The 21,420-nt window shown below is 33.8% G+C and carries 14 protein-coding genes; 10 read left to right on the top strand and 4 right to left on the bottom strand.

Going from position 1 to position 21,420, the window contains the following annotated elements; translation table 11 throughout:
- The first annotated feature begins 160 nt into the window (after positions 1-160).
- Positions 161-2,872, top strand: coding sequence for a TonB-dependent receptor (locus LS81_RS03840; RefSeq protein ID WP_034344325.1), 2,712 nt, complete (start codon positions 161-163; stop codon positions 2,870-2,872).
- Positions 2,873-2,999: 127 nt separating this feature from the next.
- On the opposite strand, the gene LS81_RS03845 is transcribed toward LS81_RS03840, so the two are convergent.
- Positions 3,000-3,611 carry an outer membrane beta-barrel protein gene (locus LS81_RS03845; RefSeq protein WP_034344322.1) on the bottom strand — a complete coding sequence of 204 codons (612 nt, stop codon included), beginning with the start codon at positions 3,609-3,611 and terminating at the stop codon, positions 3,000-3,002.
- Positions 3,612-4,054: 443 nt separating this feature from the next.
- Here LS81_RS03845 and LS81_RS03850 point away from each other — a divergent pair, with 443 nt between their 5' ends.
- The 7 genes from LS81_RS03850 to LS81_RS03880 all read left to right on the top strand — a co-directional run bounded on the left by LS81_RS03850 (position 4,055) and on the right by LS81_RS03880 (position 13,199).
- Positions 4,055-4,696, top strand: a complete 642-nt coding sequence (locus LS81_RS03850; RefSeq protein ID WP_034344321.1) for an NAD(P)H-dependent oxidoreductase — start codon at positions 4,055-4,057, stop codon at positions 4,694-4,696.
- A gap of 9 nt (positions 4,697-4,705) precedes the next feature.
- Positions 4,706-7,063 (top strand): ribonucleoside-diphosphate reductase subunit alpha, encoded by a 2,358-nt coding sequence (locus LS81_RS03855; RefSeq protein WP_034344318.1) that lies wholly within the window; start codon positions 4,706-4,708, stop codon positions 7,061-7,063.
- Positions 7,045-9,405, top strand: a complete 2,361-nt coding sequence (locus LS81_RS03860; protein ID WP_081955864.1) for an RNB domain-containing ribonuclease — start codon at positions 7,045-7,047, stop codon at positions 9,403-9,405. Before LS81_RS03855 ends, LS81_RS03860 begins: the two co-directional genes overlap by 19 nt.
- A gap of 21 nt (positions 9,406-9,426) precedes the next feature.
- The gene (locus LS81_RS03865; protein WP_034344315.1) at positions 9,427-10,011 is read left to right on the top strand and encodes a DUF502 domain-containing protein; all 585 of its coding nucleotides are present in this window, start codon (positions 9,427-9,429) and stop codon (positions 10,009-10,011) included.
- A 22-nt stretch (positions 10,012-10,033) separates the two neighbouring features.
- Positions 10,034-10,543, top strand: coding sequence for a hypothetical protein (locus LS81_RS03870; RefSeq protein ID WP_034344314.1), 510 nt, complete (start codon positions 10,034-10,036; stop codon positions 10,541-10,543).
- Positions 10,544-10,746: 203 nt separating this feature from the next.
- Positions 10,747-12,258 (top strand): SLC13 family permease, encoded by a 1,512-nt coding sequence (locus LS81_RS03875; RefSeq protein WP_034346893.1) that lies wholly within the window; start codon positions 10,747-10,749, stop codon positions 12,256-12,258.
- A gap of 197 nt (positions 12,259-12,455) precedes the next feature.
- Positions 12,456-13,199 (top strand): RluA family pseudouridine synthase, encoded by a 744-nt coding sequence (locus tag LS81_RS03880; RefSeq protein ID WP_034346891.1) that lies wholly within the window; start codon positions 12,456-12,458, stop codon positions 13,197-13,199.
- 218 nt (positions 13,200-13,417) lie between these two features.
- On the opposite strand, the gene LS81_RS03885 is transcribed toward LS81_RS03880, so the two are convergent.
- From LS81_RS03885 to speA, 3 genes are all read right to left on the bottom strand, one after another.
- Positions 13,418-14,032, bottom strand: a complete 615-nt coding sequence (locus LS81_RS03885; protein ID WP_034344311.1) for a hypothetical protein — start codon at positions 14,030-14,032, stop codon at positions 13,418-13,420.
- Between the two features lie 349 nt (positions 14,033-14,381).
- Complete coding sequence (locus LS81_RS03890) at positions 14,382-16,760, bottom strand: TonB-dependent receptor (protein ID WP_104696489.1); 2,379 nt, start codon at positions 16,758-16,760, stop codon at positions 14,382-14,384.
- 149 nt (positions 16,761-16,909) lie between these two features.
- Positions 16,910-18,763 (bottom strand): arginine decarboxylase, encoded by a 1,854-nt coding sequence (gene speA / locus LS81_RS03895; protein ID WP_034318971.1) that lies wholly within the window; start codon positions 18,761-18,763, stop codon positions 16,910-16,912.
- 669 nt (positions 18,764-19,432) lie between these two features.
- Between speA and rpsB the strand changes: the two genes are divergently transcribed.
- Both rpsB and tsf read left to right on the top strand, forming a co-directional pair.
- Positions 19,433-20,239 carry a 30S ribosomal protein S2 gene (gene rpsB / locus LS81_RS03900; protein ID WP_034344305.1) on the top strand — a complete coding sequence of 269 codons (807 nt, stop codon included), beginning with the start codon at positions 19,433-19,435 and terminating at the stop codon, positions 20,237-20,239.
- Between the two features lie 2 nt (positions 20,240-20,241).
- Positions 20,242-21,387 (top strand): translation elongation factor Ts, encoded by a 1,146-nt coding sequence (gene tsf, locus LS81_RS03905; protein ID WP_267892488.1) that lies wholly within the window; start codon positions 20,242-20,244, stop codon positions 21,385-21,387.
- Positions 21,388-21,420: the final 33 nt, after the last annotated feature.

The raw sequence follows: 21,420 nt of genomic DNA on the forward strand, positions 1-21,420 counted from the left end.
ATACTAAAATACCTTTGTTGTCATTTTGACCCATCAGTTATCACTTATCACGTTTGTGAATGTATTTTTTAAAATAATAATAATAATTTGCATAGTTTTTAAGCATACATTAATATAATAATAGGAATAATTCTTTTTTTTAAATTACTAAAGGATTATTTTGCAACATTTAATAAAAAGATATTATATTCTGATAATCTCAATATTCGTGTATCTTGCCCATGCAGAAGAAAGTAAGAGTATAGCTTTGCAAGATGTAAAGGAGAACTCACGCAGGGTGAATGCAGTTGTTGCAACTAGCAGTAAATTAAAAACTTATCAGAGTGGATCCAAACTTAATCAAAGCCTATTAGATTCTAATCCTAATGGAAATGGAGATATAACCTCAATTTTAAGAATACTTCCTAATGTGCAGTTTGATAATGCACAACTAAAATCTTCTACGCCTGGCGAGATAGATCCAGCAAATATTAGCATTAGTGGAGGGCTTTTTTATCAAAATAACTTTCAGTTAGATGGCTTTAATATGAATAATGACTTAGATCCTGCAGGTTCAAAAGGGAGTAATCCCTCCAGTGCAACAGCACTACCAGGCAGAAGTCAAGGATTAAACATTGACACTAGTCTTTTAGAATCTATTCAAGTGCAAGATTCTAATATCTCTGCTGCTTATGGTGGTTTTACAGGTGGTGTTGTAGAAGCAAATACAAGGCGTCCTGCAAAGAAATTTGGTGCAAATATTAGTTATCAAATAACACAGGGTAATGCTGCTAAAGATATGTTTTCGCTTACTAACTATCATATTTATGAGAGCAATTCACAAAGTTATGCAGACTTTCTGAACTCCACTTCCGCAGGTGCTCAACCAAACTTTATAAAACATGCAATCAGATCAAGCATAGAATCTAAATTTAGTGATAATGCAGGAATAATTGCAAGTTTTACAACTACGCAAAGCTTTATCCCGCTTAATGCTTATGTTTCAAGTCAAAATGAGACAACGACAGATAGCACAAGGAAAACTCAAAAACGACAGAGTTATAACTTTTTTATCAAAGGTTATTATGATATTGGAGAAAATGTCCAGATTGAGAGTAGTTATGCGTATGCACCGCAATATAATGAATATTTCATTGTAAATACTCGAGATTCTGATTTTTACTTACAAAGTGGCGGACATCAACTTGGTTTAAAAACAACTTATCAAAATGGATTAGGTATATTAAATGCACAAAGCAGTTTTAACTATATGGAAAATTCCCGTAGTGGTAGTGAGCAGCATATGAGAGGTTGGAAGTATAGTAGCGATAAGAATTGGAATCCAAATGGCAATCAAAGCGAGGGCGGTTATGGCAATGTCGATAATTCACAAGCAAAATTTGATTTAAAGGTTACACAGCAGTTTGAGCCAATTACTATAAGTTTTTTTGAGAATCTTTTTAATGTCGGATTAGAAACTGGCTATACATACGCCTTTTATGAAAGAAGAGAAGATACGCTTTTTAGCGGATCTGCTTATACAAAACCGCTTAAAAATGGAGAAGTGTGTAGTGAGTTTTTTTGGTGTTCCAATGGTATTGTAGATACAAGCAAGCTCCCAGCAAGCCAACAAGGTGTATGGCAAAATAATAATGGGCAATACATGTATAGAGCCACGCTTTATAAAGCAGGTATTATTGCATTGCACAATATTAATATGGCAATGTTTATCGAAGATTCTATGAAGATTGATCTTAAGAATTATGGTGATTTACTTCTGCGTTTTGGTATAAGACTTGATTATGATACTTATATGAACAAGGCTCCAATAGCACCGCGACTAAGTCTTACTTATGTTGCTCCATGGAGTTATGATTCCAGTAAGTTTGCTACAACATTTAGCTTTGGAGCAAATCGTTATTATGGACGCAATCTTTTTGCCTACGCCTTAATGGATGGGCGATCGAGTTTGGAATACACACTTACTCGCAATGATTATTTGCAAAGTTGGGAGGGAGCAACAGCAACACAAAATAAAAATGATACAAATTTTTCACAAATCAAAGTCCCTTATGCTGATGAGCTTATGGCTGGTATCTCACAACAAATTTATATATTTAATCTTAGTGCAAAATATATTCATAGATTTGGACGAGATGAGATAAGAAGAGCATGTAAAGATCCAAGCGGCAATATAAGCACACTGAATTGTAGCAGTAATATTAATCTTACAAAAGATTTGCGTTATGTATATACAAATGATGGGCGAAGTGATACAGATGTGGTGAGTATTAGCTTACAAAATAATCGAGTAATTGATACATTTGGCATAAAGCATCAATATTTATTTGCATTTGATTGGACGGGTGTGTATCGTAATTATGCTGATTATACAGATATATTAACAAATGGAGAATTGGCAAATCAATGGATAAGTTATGATGGCAAACTTATCCGCTATGCAGATAGACCTGCAGAAAACTTTGTGCGTCCCTATACGTTACGGCTTAATACTACTCATAGCTATGCGTTTTCTCGGTATAAATTCTTATGGAATAATTTTTTTCGTTATCGTGCTGGATATGATGCGATGAGCGCTGTTACTAAAGAGTCAGATAAAGATAGTTTTGTGATTGATGGGGTTTTAACAAAGGTGGATACCTTTAAACTCTTTGCGGTACCTGGTGCATTTACTTGGGATATGCGTTTTGGTGTGGAATTTGATATGGGAAAGGGCAATATAGCTTATGTGAATCTTGACATTTTTAATGTGTTGGATGCAAAAAATATTGCTATTGCAAGTCTAAGTTTTTCTTCTACTGCAGGGATGACTGCTATACCTGTTTATGAAGTAGGACGACAATTTTTTATCCAAGGAGGATATCGATTTTAATATCTTTGTTGAATTGTCTGCAAGTAAAAACCCTGTAGTAACGATATTTTATGCCTAGTGACATAAAACATGTTGATAGTGTTGAGATATAAAAAACTTTTTGAAGCCCAAATTAATATAAGATAATTTAGAATTTGTAGGAATAAGATGCCCCTAGATAGATTGCTGCACCCACGCTTGCTTGTTGTCCTTCTGTATTGAATGCTACGCCTAATTTTGCACCAATGTCAAATTCATGATGAGCTCTAATGGATGTTCTTGATCCAACATTAAAACCTAAGGTTGTGGCAATAGTAGTCGCACTTGCTGTTCCTCCAGCAGGTACATAAATTGGCGTGTGAATAAGTGTCCCACCAAAAAAACCGACATACGCCCCTGTTGTAAAATCATCATCACTAACAAAATCAAATAACATATCACCATTTAGGTCTGCCATTATACTAAGGTTTACATTCATGGTAGGATTTGGGCTAGATACAGTGATTAAACCAAACGAACTAATACCAGACAGATAGAATCTCGCACCGATTTTATCATAGAAAAAAGCTTGATACCCACCTTTTAAACCAATTGCAACTGAAGAATTTAATGAAGCACCATTGCTAAATTGTCCAGTTATTGCACCGCCCACGTTGAAACCTAAAAATGCACCATTATTTTGCTCTGCTGCATTTACTGCTGTAAGACTAATTGTACTGATGAATATACCCGAAATTAAGTACTTTTTATATTTATTCATGAATAATCCCCTCTCCTTGTTTTATTAAAGCTTCTTGTTGAAATTATACAAGAAAGAAAAACAATTTTCAAGGTTTTGTGACTTTGTCATAAAAATGGTAGACATATTCATAAAAAAATGATAGGCATAATTGTAATTGTTTAACATAGATAATCTGTGTTATTAGCTTGTGTTATTTAACACCAAGATTAACCTAAGCACAAACTTTTGTTGTCTGCAATATCCAATCAATATATTTTTCAAATGCTATAAATGCGATTTAATTCCTCCTAAATAACGTTACAACAAAATAGGGCTTGTAAGAAATATTAACTTAAACTGCAAAAATGTGTCTTGTTGTTATGTTTTGCATTTGGGGTATTAACAAAATAAGTTTAAATGAATTTTTAGATACTTTAGATACAATACGCTTTTATTTTATTTAATTTATACAGAGGTTAAGCATGAAAAATGATATTTTTTTACAAGCAATGCAATCTCGTTTTGCTTGCAAGATTTTTGATAAAACAAAGAAGATTCCAGATGATGAGTTTCAAGCGATTTTAGAATCAGGTAGGCTTGCACCAAGCTCTTTTGGACTAGAGCCTACGCGTATGATTCTTGTAGAATCTTGTTCTATGCGAGAAAAAGTAAAAGAGGCTTGTTGGGGACAAAATCAAATAGTTGATGCGTCTTCTGTGATCATTTATACATCACTAAAAGTTGATATGCTTCCGCATACAAACTATATTATCAATAAATTTTCTCGCCGATTAAAAACACAAGAAGAAATCAAGCATTATGCATATGAGCGTTATGGGCAAAGAAAATTAGAGACATTGGGCTATACAGCAGATCTAGAGAAGTTAGGTTTATGGAGTGGTCATCAAGCCTATATTATGGCAACTACAATGATGAATCATGCAGCATTTTTGGGTATTGATTCGTGTATGCTCGAGGGTTTTGATAAAAAGGCTTTAGAATCTGTTTTAGAGATTGATAGCTTTAAAGAGCAAGTTAGCCTTCTTTTGTGTCTTGGGTATCGAGATATGCCGCAAAGCAAAAGACTTCGCATGTCTTTAGATGAGCTTGTGAGAATCATATAAGGGGTTTTCGTGCAGACAAAATATGTAACAAAAAGAAATGGCTCAACAGAAGAACTTGACATTACAAAGATTCAAAAGCATACCTCAAGTGCGGTAGAGGGGCTAAGCGGGACAAGTCAAAGCGAGCTTGAAGTTGATGCTAAGTTGCAGTTTTATGATGGCATCACAACAGAGAAGATACAAGAGACATTGATAAAGACTGCGGTTGATAAAATCGATGTCGCAAGTCCAAATTGGACCTTTGTTGCAGCACGACTTTTTCTCTATGATTTATATCATCGTGTGAGTCGCTTTACTGGATATAGGCATTTGCGTGATTATTTTGAAGTTGGAGAAAGAGAAGGCAAACTTCTAAAAGGTTTGAAAGAAAAGTTTGATCTAGATTTATTGAACTCTAAAATTGTAACTGATAGAGATTTGCAATTTAATTATTTAGGTATCAAAACTCTTTATGATAGGTATTTGTTAAAAGATTCTAATGGCAAACCCATTGAGTTGCCTCAACATATGTTTATGGCAATAGCCATGTTTCTAGCACAGAATGAAGATGATTGTAATGCATGGGCGATAAAGTTTTATGACGCGTTGTCTAACTTTGAAGTCATGTGTGCTACGCCTACACTTTCAAATGCACGCACTACAAGACATCAGTTGAGCTCATGCTATATTGGCAGTACGCCTGATAATATTGAGGGAATTTTTGATTCATATAAAGAAATGGCGTTGCTTAGCAAATATGGTGGTGGTATTGGTTGGGATTTTTCACAAGTAAGAACCATTGGTAGTTTTATTGATGGACATAAAAATGCGGCTGGAGGAATTATTCCATTTTTAAAAATTACAAATGATATTGCCATCGCAGTAGATCAGCTTGGCACAAGAAAAGGTGCAATAGCAACATATATTGAGATATGGCATAATGATGTACCAGAGTTTATTGAGTTGCGTAAAAATAGCGGAGAAGAAAGACGCAGGACGCATGACTTATTTCCAGCACTTTGGGTTTGTGATTTGTTTATGGAGAGAGTATTAGCAGATGCTCAATGGAGTTTCTTTGATCCGTATGCATGCAGAGAATTGACAAATCTTTATGGAGATGAGTTTAAGAAAAGATATGAAGAGTTAGAAAGAACACCTAATATGGTGGTTTCAAGTATGCCTGCAAAGGACTTGTGGAAAAAGATTCTAAATAGCTATTTTGAAACAGGACTCCCATTTCTTTGCTTCAAAGATAGTGCAAATAAGGCAAATCCAAACGCACATAGCGGTATTATTCGTAGCAGCAATCTATGCACAGAGATTTTTCAAAATACAGAACCAAGCCATTATCAAGTCGAAGTGGAATTTAATGATGGAGAAAAAATCTATTTAGAAGAGCGTGATGAGGTATGTGTTGATAGCGGTGTAACAAAGAGGGCAAACAAACTCACAAGCATAGATTCATTAAATGGCAAAAAAATATTTAATACGCAAAGAGTGCAAACAGGTGGGCAAACTGCTGTATGTAATCTTGCTAGTATTAATCTTAGCAAGATTCATACACATGCAGATATTGAAAGAATTGTGCCTATTGCAGTGCGTATGCTTGATAATGTGATTGATCTAAATTTTTACCCAAGTCGCAAGGTGAAAGTAACTAATATGGCAAATCGTGCGATAGGTCTGGGTGTGATGGGAGAGGCTGAATTGCTTGCTAGTAAGCTTATCTCATGGGGAAGTGAAGCACACTTTAATCTCATTGATGGCATTATGGAAGCAATTAGCTACAATGCGATTAAAGCAAGTTCAATGCTTGCAACAGAAAGAGGTGCATATCCTACCTATGAGGGCTCAAATTGGAGTAAAGGAATCTTTCCTATTGACAAGGCAAATGAGAAGGCTAAACAAATTATAGAGAGAAGCTTTTATTATGATTGGGATTCCTTACGGGCATTAGTAAAGAATCAGGGTATGAGAAATGGCTATTTAATGGCAATTGCTCCGACAAGCTCTATTAGCATACTTGTTGGGACAACACAGACCATTGAGCCCATTTATAAACAGATATGGCATGAAGAGAATCTAAGCGGAATGATTAAAAGTGTTGTGCCAAATCTTACGCTTGAGACTATGAATTATTATCCATCAGCTTATTCTCTCAATCAACACGATCTTGTGCGTGCAGCAGCTATTCGTCAAAAGTGGATCGATCAAGGGCAAAGTCTCAATATATTTATACGGCTTGACTCTGTGAGTGGAAAGCAACTGCATGAGATTTACATGCTTGCATGGAGTTTGGGACTAAAATCTACTTATTATTTACGTTCGCAAAGCAAAGAAACCGATGACGTGGTCAACAGAGATATGGAATGCGTAGGTTGTCAATAAAAGAGTATGTAAAAAAACTTACACTTTTTCATGCTTTAAGCAAAACACGCATTAAGATTAGCAAACCTATAAAGGCAATATTAAAAGAGTGTCAAAATACGCTTATCTCTGTAAGGGGTGAGCATTGTTCATTGGCAAAAAATGTAAGGTGTGTGGTGATTGCAAAGCTTGAGAAGGTTTTGCAAACAGATCAAGAAATTTCTTATAAACTTATGCTTATAGAGGCTTTTTTTCTACCATTAGCCAAATCATCTGTAGCTTCTAATGAAGATTCTATAAGGACAAGTCCATATATTTACTTTGTGACATTGACTTCAAAAAAACCATTACAATTATATGATTTATTGCTTATTAAGGTAAAACAAGATTCTAAAAAGTATCAAAGTATCCCAAAATCAGATTATAAAAAGGTTATGCAATTAAAATTACAATATAAACATAGCCTACATGCAATAATATATAAAAATCTACATTATGCAAATACAAATCAATATGTAGCCAATATAGAAAAAGATGTCAAAAGACATAATCATGTGCAACCTAGCAATACAGCAAGACATATTTGCATGATTACAGAAAGAAGAGGCAAAGTTGTAGCACAAGCCCTTAATACCCGTATGATTTTGCCTGTGAAAGCAACACAAAAAGCATTAAAAATGCTACCAAAATTTACACTTATAGCAGTCAATGGAGATAATGAGATAGTAGAAGTTTTAGGTAGTCTCTTACAAGGTAAACAAGACAAAGAAATATCACTCTATGTTAATGATTATACACCAAAAGACTTTAGTCAAAAAGCTTTAAATGAAGCAGAAAACATGGCGACAAGCCTTATAAATACAGAATCTGTAAAGTTGCCAAAAAATCACATAAAAAAGCAATTAGATACAACACTTCGCTATGACTTAACACATCTTCCTTTCTGCACGATTGATCCCATAAATGCAAAGGATCATGATGATGCAATATATTATGATTCTAAAAATAGCATTTTATATGTGGCAATTGCTGATGTAAGTAGCTATGTCCCTATGGATAGTGTTTTGGATAAAGAGGCAAGAGAAAAAGCTTTTAGTCTTTATTTCCCAAATGAGGTTTTCCCCATGTTGCCACCAAGCCTTAGTGCACATGCTTGTTCGCTAAAGCCTAATGAAAATAGATTGGCTTTGATTTGGGCTTTAAAACTACATAAAAGAAATGCTACGGTTTTACATGCACAGATTTTTCAAGCACTTATTTGCTCCAAAGCTTCGCTCCATTATAAGCAAGTGAGCTATTTTTTAGAATCTAGAGATACTAAGCATTTATCTATAGCACAAGCAAAACACTCATCTGCTTTGGTTTCAGAAATTATGGCAGATTCTAGCTTTACTCAAGCAGGCATAGGCATTGAAACTATAAAAAATCAAGCGATTAGAGAATCTTTGCTTGCATTTTCAAAGCTTGCAGTTTTGCTGTATAAAAAGCGTATGAAAAATGGAATTGATTTAGCGTTAAGAGATTTCTCCATAAAAGTAGATGATAATGAAGAACTAGAATCCATAACGTTAGAAAACAAAGAGATTTCTCATATGCTTGTGGAGGAGGCAATGTTACTTGCAAATCAAGCAAGTGCAATGTATCTTCACACTATACAACATGGAATCTATCGTAATCATGCCGCACCAAATAAAAGAGATTTTTATAAGCTTTTACATGTTTTATCGCATATCAATATATCTGCATGTAAACAGGGTAAAAAACATAAAAAAGTAGGCAATAATATTCTTTTTAATTTACAAGCATTGCAAAAAGAGGCAATAAGAAAAAATAAAAGACATATTGTAGATTTTTGTATTGTAAGGCATTTTGCTAAAGCAAATTACATGAGTAATAACATTGGACATTTTGGGTTAGGTTTCTCCTCTTATACACATTTTACATCCCCTATTCGTCGTTATAGCGATCTTTTAGCACATCGCTTAATTACTGCACATCTGCAAAATAATACAAAGGCATTGCAATATATTATGCGTGAAACAAAAACCATATTAGCACACATTAATAAAAGAGAAGTGCAATTTGATTCTATAGAATCATATTACAAACGTTTAAAGATGCTTAGATATGCACAGAGCATATTGCCTTTTAATGATGAAGCCCTTGTATTTATGGTGAGAAAAAATATTGCTTATGGTTTTCCTTTACATCAAGTTGGTTATTGTAGTGTTGAGATTGCTTGTCAAGATTGTCTTGTAAATATGCACGAAGTTGTACAGATTCAAATAAATGATGTCGATTTTAATACATTGAGTTTAAAGGCAGTGCTTATTCATCAAACATGCAATAAAATTAATGATTAATAGTTTATAGTGAGGGAATATATGAGTGTAATATTTAGAATCTTAGGTAAAGGTATAATGGTTATTTTACCATTTGCGGTTGTAGTGTGGTTACTTTTTTTTCTGTTTGGAATTTTGGAGGGTATATGGGTTCTTATACTTGATATGGTTCATTTTGTTGTCAAAAAAGTAGCAAATGAGAATCTTGATACAACAATCCCTAGCATTGTTGTAAGCGTGGGATTAATTTTAGTTATGTTTTCTCTCATTCTTTACATTGGCTATAAATTTGAAAAGCGTCAAAATGCAATTTTTATTAAATTGGGCGAGTGGGCATTATCTAAGATTCCTATTATGGGAAGTGTGTATTATACGATCAAGGATTTAGTGAGTATGATAGGAGGTAGTTCAAAGGACAAGTATTTGGGTGTTGCCTATGTAACTATTGGAGAGGGTGAGATTTTAGGCTTTATTACAAAAGAAGAGGGTGAATATTTTTGGGTATTTTGTCCGCTTACCCCACCTACTTCAGGACTTCTATTAAGGATTCATAAAAATAAATTAAAAAAGTCTTCAATGAGTGTGAGTGATGGCTTAAAAAAAGTATTATCATTTGGTATGAAATAAAATCTTAAGATAGGAGAGAAATATGCCAATTAAAAAAAGGGTGAAAAAGGACAATGAGGGAGAAAAAAGCGGTATCCCGTTATACACGCCATTAAAATATAGTCTTGAAAAAAGTGGTATGGATAGTGCAACTGCAGGGCAAACTTCATGGCTTTTTGTAAGTCTCCTCATTGCTGTGGTAATGAGTGGGTTATACATCCTTGTTACCTCTGTATTTGATTTGAAGCTTCCAGAATCCTTATCTCATAATCCATTTTTTGAAAATGGCTTTTTATTTATTGTGGTGATTTTACATTTTTGTATTGTTATGTTGCGTTTAAAGTATTTGCTTGTGAATACACTTTTTGTTATTGCTTCATATATTGTGCTTTCTGTGTTGCATTTACGCGATATTTATGTTCTTTTGTCGTTAGGTTTTGTGCTTTTTATTATCTATTTATTGACGCCAATTTATTCATGGCGTATTAAAATGCTTGATGGGATTTTATATTTTGTATATGCTATTACTGCGTTGCTTTTGACTTATACATGATAGGCGTTTGGGTTTATGTATGTAGGATTTATGTGTAGCAACCCAATAATCCCCTTTTTTCAACACTTTTTGTTATAATTTTATTTTTAATTTGATAAAGGGGTTTTATGCAAGATAAACACTCAAATACTAAAAACGATTTAGATTCTAAGAAGTGCCCCCTAAGCCCTGCGACCACGCAAATACCAGAAAATTTAGATTCTATGCTGAATACAGATGATGATACAGAATCTATAAGAAGCACCAAACAGACAACACAGAATCTATCTTCTACAGATAATGCAGAATCCAAAGACTTGCAAACGGATATGCCACAAGAAACAAAATCACAAGATAAAATTATAAATGTTTTACTTGGTGTTGGACTATCTCTTGTTCTAGGTGTGATTGTTTTTTGTTTTGCATATTTTTATTTACATGCAACATTAAAGGTTTCAATGCTTATTGGTATTATGGGCTTACTTATAACGCTTTGGACAAATAAAGCTTTGCCTATGGGTGTTGTATCCTTGCTTCCTATTATTCTATTTCCAAGTTTTGGGATCTTAGACACAAAAAGTGCAACAGCAAATTATGCAAATCCCATTATCTATCTTTTTTTAGGCGGTTTTATGATAGCAACTGCAACAGAGAAGATAGGATTGCATAAAGTTATAGCCAAATGGTTTTTAGCACGATTCCCCAATAATACAAAAGGCGTTATTTCTGCTTTAGGTGTAGCATCTGTGACGCTTGGGACAGCCCTTTCAAACTCCACGGTTGCACTTTTGTTATTACCTGTTGCAATGTCAATTACAGATAATAAGGTTTTACGCACAAGATTTTTACTTGCAGTAGCTTTTGGTGCAAGCATTAGCGGCATTACTACACCTATTGGAAGCCCACCAAATCTTATTTATCTTGGTTTTTTAGAATCTCAGGGTTTAAGCGGTATTAGCTTTACAACATGGATCTTTATGATGGCACCATTGACCTTTTTAATGCTATTTATGATGATAAAAATTCTGTCTTATGGTGTGAGTGATCAAGCACTCAATCTTAGTGTATTTGATTCTGTTTATGTGAATGGAACTCATAAAAGACTTTTAGTGTTTATTGCTGCATTGCTTGTCATATTGCTTTTAAACTCCCCTATAAGACCATTTTATGATGGGATTGGTTTTAATGAAAATATTGTTTTACTTGCTTTTGGATTAATGATGTTTATCCCAAAGATAGGTTTTTTAGATTGGGATGATACAAAGTCTATACCTTATGAAATTATCTTTTTATTTGGTGCTGGATTTTGTATTGCCACTGCATTTTCACAAGCAGAACTTGGGGGTGCATTTGTATCGTTTTTTGCACATTTTGATGGTTTGCCTCTCATTGTTTTAATCTTTCTTGCATGTGTATTTGCGATTGTTGCTACAGGATTTTTATCAACTACAGCACTGATTGCTATATTGCTGCCTATTATAGAGGTTGCGACCCAGTCATTTTTGAGTGATGCTTCGCGTGTTTTACTTATGCTTGTTATAACAATCTGTGCAAGTTTTTCATTTATGATTCCAATCAGTACTCCACCAAATGCTATAGTATTTGCACAAGGTGGCATTAAAGCATGGGACATGATACGATTTGGCTTTTTACTAAGTCTTGTTGGTATTGTGTGTGTTACGCTTTTTTCTGTATGGTATTGGTGGAGCTTCCTTGAGGTAAAACCACTTGGTTAAAGTAAGATTCTAAAAGGATAATTATGGAACACAAAAAAACACAAAAAAGTACGCGACAAACCTCAAGAAATAAAACTTATGTTGCTAAAAAAAATACAAATATAACTCAAAATCGCAACAGCTATCATAAAAAAGGTGCAACTATTACACAAACGCAATCCGCAGTTACAGCAAAAAAAACTCAACACACACAAATAATGCAAGGCACAAAGGCTTATAAATTGCTTGCTCTGCAATGTAACATTTCTACTAATAAGGCAAAAGATTTAATCGATTCTGGTAGAGTGAGTGTTAAAGGTAAAAGGCTGCTTATAGCACGCACATTGCTGCCACTTAATACCAAATTTGATGTCCTTACTACACCTTGTGCCGTGATATTTGAAGATAATGATATAGTAGCTCTTGATAAGAGTGTAGGGGTTGAAAGTTACAATTTGCTTAAAACCTATCCACATTACAAGCTTATTAATCGTCTTGATAAAGATACAAGTGGCGTGATTTTACTTGCAAAAAATGAAAAAATGCGTCAAAATGCAATACAGGCATTTAAACAGAAAAAGGTAGAAAAAGTATATTTCGCCCTGATTGAAGGTAAAGTGTATGAAGAAATTGTTATTGAAAAAAAGATAAGTACGCAAAAGGATTCTAAAGCAAAAAGCCATATTAATGATCATGGCTTACATGCACAAAGCATAGTTACGCCAGTGCAAACTTTTACATATACAACTCTTGTCTCTGTGCAAATCCCAACTGGTAGAACTCATCAAATACGCATTCATCTTGCAAGTATTAAACATCCTATTGTTGGAGATATTATTTATAATAAAACAAGCAAGATCAAGGCAAAACGACTCATGCTACATTGTCAGAAAACCTCACTTTTAGGTTATAGATTTGAAAGTGGCGTGGATATACATGAGGCATTTGAGATTAATGATTAAAGTCTTACTTGTGTTAGATAGTTTAGTTTAGCACGTATTACTGGGATATCTAAAATCATTTTATTTTTACGCATAGGTTAATTTTATGATTTGCCAATATATGAAAATATAGAAATTTAGTTTCTAAAACTCTTCTATAAGAGATTTATAATCTTATTAGAATCTAAAATAGAGTTAGATGTAGCCTATCTATGCTTTTACCCAAATAGGTAGAAATACTAATAAGCGACATGCTCATAAAGTTCTATTACTCCTAAACCATCTTGTATGAGTGTGCGTGTTACTCTTTGATTTTCCCTGCTCAAGCAACCACTTAGGTTAAAAAAAAGCGTCTTGTCATCTTTTCGCCAGAGCGTATAGGTGCACTTTACATTGTATGAATTTATGAAGGTGTAGTTATGCTCTTCATTGTCTTTTGGCAAACCAAGGTTAGAAAGCTTAGATAAATGTGCGATGCGATCTTTCTCGTTTGTTGTATGATGGTGTTTTAAGTATAAAACTAGGTTTTCTAAGAAGATTCTATGCATCATATCAATATTTGCTTGTGGATAAAAACATTTTGTAGCATAACACATAATGCTGCCATCACAAACTTTTTTTTGCCAGTTCTCATCGCACTTTGCTTCCTCTACATAGTTGTTTTGATTGAAGAGTATTTTTATACGCTTTATAGTTGCGTCTAACCATTTATTTTTTGTCTTGGAATCTGTTGGCTTCACAGAATCTTGTGTTTGACTAGATTCTATTCCCCTTTTTGAATCTAGCCTAGAATCTGCTATCACAAGATTTAAACATACTATAAAACCTAACATGCTTTTATATATAAAATTCATACAACCCCTCTCCAAACAAACTCTACAACATGCATTGCTTTTAATAAATAAAGGTATTTTTTTAATATAAGACGTATTTTTAGATACCTTTTACTTTGCGATCTAGCCTGTCACTCTCTTTAATACCACATATTGTTTAAGATTTTCAATCCTTTTTGTATCACAATCTTAGTTATTAAGTCTGTTGTCTATTATCTATAATAGATGCCCTATTTTACAATTTTTGTTTAAATTATTATCAAATTATAGGACTAAACCCTGTTTGTATGTGCATATTCTAGTGAATATGCAGATGAGATTAACCATCTACACTACATATTGTAATAATACTTATAAAATATTTGGTATTTTATAAATGTGCAAATTTATATCGTGCTTGTATGTAGAAACTCGCACCTGCTACACGATAAAAATCATAATAGCGATTATTAGTCATATTTAAAAAGCTCATTGATAGATCAAGGTTATTCTTAAAAATATAGCCAAGTTTTGCGTTTAATGTAAATTGTGCATCATATTCACCAAATGTGCGATAGAGTGGTAGCGAATTAATATCATCATTATAAAATGCCGATGTAAAGTATGCCCATAAAGACGCATATAACCCCTTATCTTCTCCATAATTTAAGCTAATATTTGCCATATGCTCTGGAGTATCCACTAATTGTTTGCCAATAGATTCTGGCTGTGATGGGTTTTTTAAAACTCTTGCTAGAGTAAGTGTATAATTGCCATCAAATCGCAAGGATTTCCAGATTGGTATCTGAAAACTTAACTCAACTCCATTAATCCTACCATATCCTGCATTTGCATACATAAAAGGACTAATATTTGTTCCTGCACCTTGTCTATAAATCATATTAAAAAGTTCTGTTTGAAAGTAATACAGGCTTAGATTCCCATGATCTGTATTAAATTCTGTCCCAACTTCAAAGCTTATCCCTGTTTCTGGTTTGAGGTTTGGCGATGTAAGCCATACGATTCCGCCATGAGAGGCTTGATACTGTTCACGCAATGTTGGCATTCTAAACCCTGTTCCAACACTTGTTTTTAATATCCACCATGAAAATGGCATATAGTTGAGTGAGAACTTAGGACTAAGTTGCGAGGTGTGATTATTTGTTAAGTTAAGTTGTTTGTCATTGGCAAGTGCTCCAAAAACATAACCCTGAAAATTCAACCAGTAATCATAACGCAATCCTAATGTTGTGCTCAACGAATCAAGCCATTCAGCTTCCCAATTTAGATAACTTGAGGCTACAAAGGACATACCCCCATATCCTCGGTATGCGTTTTTATTGACACTTGTTTTATCTTTCCAATTACTTAAATGATAACTTGGTGAATCAAAGTTTAAATAGCGTAATTGAAGTGCAGTAGCAATATTATGCTGCTCATTAATATGAGTGTGATAAAGTACATCAAGATAGTTACTTGAGGTATAAATGTCTTGTGTGTATCCTAGTCCACCTGCTCGTGTAGCTTGTCCCTTTAACCCATCGATCCATCGACTGAATAAATTAACACTTGATAGTGAGATTCTTAATTCCCCTTCATCAAAATATTTCATATACACAACATTGCCCAAAAAATGCGTATATGATCCATAACCTCCATATCCTGATCCCACAAATGGATCAATTGTCCCTGAGTTATTATTTGGCACTTCAAAGACTGGTTTACCATTAGAATCTGTTATCAATGTGCGTGGATTCACAAATGTATAATTGTGATTTGATACACTAAACATACTTGAGAGCATACTGGTATCTGAAAGATCATATTCTATTTTTAATCTAGTGTCCCATATTTGCCACTCTCTTCTGCCCTCATCACCAATAATGTATCGACCTGCTTTATCAAAATAGCCTCCATTTATACCATTTGGTTTGGAGGTGAGATAAACTGGAGTGCTTGTATAACCTTGTGAGTTATTCATACCAGCACTCAATTTTATACGTAGCTTTTTATCAAGAAACGCGTTACCAACACTAAAATATAATCTTGTTAGGTTTTTTTCCGCTGTATTGGGGATAAATTCATTACCATAACCTGCTAATGCTTCAACTTCGAATTTGTTTGGCATAGAAGTGATGAAGTTAATAACTCCTCCAATAGCATTTGTACCATATAAACTTGAAAATGCACCTCTTGCTACTTCTACTCTTTTAACATCGTATAATGAAATTTGATTTAAGAGTCGGTTTTCGCCCTCCAGATCTGTCAAGATAACACCATCAAGCATAATAAGTGTACCATAGTTAATCCCTCGTATTTTTATCTTTGGGCGTGGATTAAAACTTACATCATTGTCAATTCGCACGCTGACAAGTTTTTTAACAATGTCAGTTATTTTATTATTTGTCGTTGTATTGATTTCTTGTTCACTAACTGTGCTAATGTTACCTGGTATTTTTGAGACATCGGTTGCTAGTGCATTACCTGTTGTAACAATAGAATCTAGGCGTTTATAATGAGCTTCATGCTGCAAGGGTGATTTTGTGTCTGCAGCTACGGAGTTTGTGTTGGTATGTATTTTTTCTATGTGATTATTTATTGCCACCTTATGTTTGTTTGATGCAGATTCTAAAAATACATGAGAATTAGGCGTATTATTAAGACTAAGTCCCAACAGAGTGTTAGTATAGCAACCACATAAGATTGCAACAATCAATTTCTTATTAATATAAACATAAAGTTTTTTGTCTCCTGATGTGTAATTGAGCATTTGATTCCTTCATTAAGCTTTGCTGTATTATATATTACAAATATTAAAAGAAAATAATTATTATTTTCTTTTAATATTTAAAGGGTATTGTCAAGTGTGGATAATTTATTTTAAGATTTTTTGTTGTGGAATGCTAGGGTAAGATTTTCCTAAATTACTCCTTGAGGGCTTATGGTTCGCAAATAACCATTTTCACTTAACATAACATAAAGTTTTCCTAATACTGCTTTTTTTGTCTCCACGTCTAAATCACTATCTTCTATGTGTTGCTTCAAGATTCTTTCAATTTCTTTTGTGTCATAATCTAAGTCATCTAACACATCAACTATTGTTTGTGCTTCTAGTAAATTTGCGATTTCATACCCCTTATTAAGCTCATCATCAAATATAATGCTAAATTCTGTTGGATGTGTAAAAAGATTATGTCGCATGCCTAGCACCTCTTGATATGCTCCAACAAGGAAAAAGCCTAAAAAATATTCTTCTTTTGACACATCAACATCGTGCAAAAAAAGTGGCATTTGTGGATTAAATGATATTTCGCCATCACTATCACAGGTAATATCCCATAGGCTTGCAGCACGAGTTGGACGACGATTTAATCTATCAAGTGGCATAACAGGGAAATTTTGCTCTAATCCCCAATAATCAGGTAAACTTTGGAAAAAGCTACAATTTAGCAAATATCTCTCTTGCACACTTTTTTGTATTTTCAATATCTCGTTATGATTTTTATACTTTAATAGCTTAATGACCTTTTTTATAATCAAATGCACGAGCACTTCTGTATTGCTTCTATCTTGCAAATCAATATATCCTAAATCAAAAAGTGTAAGTAAAGATTCCATATGATCAAGACTATCATGCAGATACTCTATTGCATTCTTTTCTGTGATAGAATTATATAAGTCGTTGAGTTCTTCTACAAGTGGCGGATTAGAATCTTCCTTCAGCTTTAATGCACTTTCCTCATATTCTTGTGAAAATAGTTCTAATACAGGGGCTACTAAAACCGCATGTGAAGCGGATATAAAGCGACCAGATTCTATAAAAATATCAGGTTCTAACTCATTTTTGTTCTTAGCAATCTCTTTTAAACTAAAGACTACATCGCCGCTAAATTCAGCTAGAGTATAGTTTTTACAATTCATACTTTCATGCTGTGCATATTCCACCGCCAATCCACCACCAATATTTACTGCAGTAAGATTTTTGGCCCCCATTTTTCTAAGCTCTGCATAGATATTGCCAACCTCTCTAATTGCTTTTTTCAATGGCGAGATATCACTGATTTGACTACCAATGTGAAAATGTATCATTGTGAATTTATGCAAAAGCTTTGAATGTTCTAATATCTTCATAGCTTCTAAAAGCTCTGTGGAAGTTAATCCAAACTTAGAGGTGATACCACCACTCTTTGCCCAAATACCAGTCCCAACACTATGCAAACGTATTCTTAGACCAATATTGGGATAAGGTTCTGCCATTTCACTTGCAATTTCTATAATGGTTTTTAGCTCATTTAGTCCTTCTATTGTGAGCGTGATGTCATGTCCCATATTTGCAGCAATAAACCCTAGCGAAATCATTTCCTTATCTTTAAACCCATTCACTGTTATAGGACTGCCTTTATTTGTGTAAGCCATAGCCACGATAAGTTCTGATTTGCTTCCAGCTTCCAAACCATAGCATTTATCGTTGCTAAGCTCTACTAGAGGTAAGACGAAGTTTGGCATTTGATTAACTTTTAGAGGGAATACCGCTTTAAAGCAGCCCTGATATTGATACTCCCGAATGGCAGCGTGAAAAGCTTCATAAATTTTTGTAATTTGATTCTCTATTAAATGCGGAAATCTTAAAAGCAATGGTCCTTTATATCCCTTCTCTCTCGCCTCTCTTACAATATCGATGAGTGCGGGTTTTACCTTATAATTCACCTTGACCACGCCATCATCAATAATAAAATCATCATTCGACCATAACTTAATGCCATAATCAACCATAATGCCTCCAAATGCTAACGCACATCTATATTACATTTATTGGTGTCGCCCATTTATTATCAACAAAAATAAATGCAGAATATAAAACAGATTCTAGCAAATTTTATTCAAAAATGAAAAACTACATTTTATAAATGACATGGTTATGATATTTTGTAAAAATGTAAATAAACTAAGAGGATATAGCTTCTTTATGGCTATCTATGGGGTGATTCTGCTTTCTTTCTTGTTTGGTTGTTTATGATGTAATATGTTAATGTAGTGAAAAAATTAAGAAGCAAGTAATATGATGAGCACAGCCCAATATGATTTAGATAAAAATATTTTTAAAGGTTTTATTATTTGCACTTTAAGCATTATGTTTTTAAAGCACTGAAATGTAGATTCTAAATACAATGTTATACCTTTCTGCAATATTTAAGATTATAAGTCAAACATTATATGTTTGACGTAGTAAAACAAATTTTATATAAAAAATCATAAAACTCATAATCTTATTGTATAATTTTAGCTTTGTGGAAAAACTCACATGTCAATCCTAAAGATTGGTTGTCCTTTGTTTGCACATCTTAGATTCATGATAAGCTTAGTTGCAAACTAAGGGTTAATGGGCATGGTGGCAAAACCAATTCACAAAATTTTATTATTAAATTTTAAGGAGCTTATGCTATGGTTACTATGAAAGATTTGTTGGAATGCGGTGTACATTTTGGACACCAAACAAGAAGATGGAATCCAAAAATGAAGAAGTTCATATTTGGTGTACGCAAAAATATTCATATCATTGATTTACAAAAGACATTGCGTTACTTCCGCTACACTTATAATGTTGTACGTGATGCAGCAAGTGAGGGTAAAGTGATTATGTTTGTAGGGACAAAAAAGCAAGCAAGCGATACGCTAAGAGAATATGCTGAAAAAGTAAATGCACCTTATGTAAATTATCGTTGGCTTGGTGGTATGTTGACAAACTTTAGCACTATTAAAAAATCGGTGAGAAAACTTGAGATTATTGAAGAAATGGAGTCAAGCGGACAAATTGATCTTTTGACAAAAAAAGAAAAACTCATGCTTTTGCGTAAAAAAGAAAAACTTAATAAGTATCTTGGTGGGATAAGACATCTTAAAAAAGCCCCTGACATGCTTTTTGTTGTTGATGCACTGAAAGAAAGAATTGCAGTTGGTGAGGCAAGAAAGCTTGGTATTCCAGTGGTTGCGCCACTTGATACAAATTGTGATCCAGATTTGATTGACTATCCAATTCCAGGAAATGATGATGCGATTCGCTCTATCCAGCTTTTCTGCAAAGAAATAAGCGATGCAATTACAGAAGGGCGAGAGATGAATGGTGCTGAAGGTGAGGAAAATGTAGTAAGAACAGAACCTTTACCAGCTACAGAGGATGAGAAAGAAGAAGTAATGGCAGAATTGCAAGCAGAAATGGAAAAAGAGTTTCAAGCAAAAGAAGGAGAATAACAATGCGTGATGAGACAAAAGAAGCATTGCAAAATGCAAAAGAAGCAATAAGCGAAGCAGGTAAGCAAATCAAACAAGAAGTACAAGAAATTTCTGCAAAGGTTGTAGCAGAATTGCGTAAAAAGACTGATGCGGGCATTATGGAATGTAAAAACGCATTAAAAGAGTGCAAGGGAAATATTGAAGAAGCAATCGAGTATCTACGTAAAAAAGGGTTAAGTAAGGCTGCTAAAAAGGCAGATAGGATAGCTGCTGAAGGCGCTATTGCAATGAAAATTGCTGATGATTTTACAAAGGCAACTCTAGTTGAAGTAAATTCTGAAACAGATTTTGTAGCCAAAAATGATGACTTTCAAGAGATTGTTGCAAATATTCTTGATTTAGCTTTCAAACGTTCGCTAAACACAACAGAATCTTTAATGCAACTTAGTGTTAATGGTGAATCTTTTGAAGATTACTTGAAGCAAAAGATTGCTATCATCGGAGAGAATATTGTTATCCGTCGTGTTGCTACTATCACTTGTAAGCCAAATCAGCTTATTAATGGGTATTTGCACCATAATAAAAAGGTTGGTGCAATAACACTTTTGAGTGTTGAAAAAGAAGAGAATGTGTCTAAATTAAGCGAGTTTAGTAAGCTTTTAAGTATGCATATTGCATCAATGAAGCCAAAGTTTTTAAGCTATAAAGAACTTGATAAGGACTTTGTAGCAAAAGAGAGAGTGGCAATTGCTGCTGAACTTGAGAAAGAAAATGAGGAACTTGCAAGACTAAAAAAACCATTACATCGTATTCCCGAGTTTGTAAGTCGCAGTGAGCTTACAGAATCTGTGCTACAAGCAAAAGAAGAAGAATTGCGTGCTGCATTGAAAGCTGAAGGAAAACCAGAGAAAATTTGGGATAAAATCCTTCCAGGGCAACTAGATCGTTTTATCCTTGATAATACAATTTTAGATCAAAGACTAACTTTACTAGCACAGCTTTATGCTCTTGATGATAAAAAAACTATCACACAAGTGCTTGATGAGAAAAGTAAAGAATTGAATGATAATATACAAGTTGTATCATTTACAAACTTTGAACTTGGTGAGGGTATTGAAAAGAAAGTGGATAACTTTGCTGAAGAAGTTGCAGCACAAATGAAATAACTTCTTAATAAATGTTGATAGTTCATTGGCCTA

It is taken from the genome of Helicobacter trogontum, assembly GCF_000765905.2.
Lineage (GTDB): Bacteria > Campylobacterota > Campylobacteria > Campylobacterales > Helicobacteraceae > Helicobacter_A > Helicobacter_A trogontum.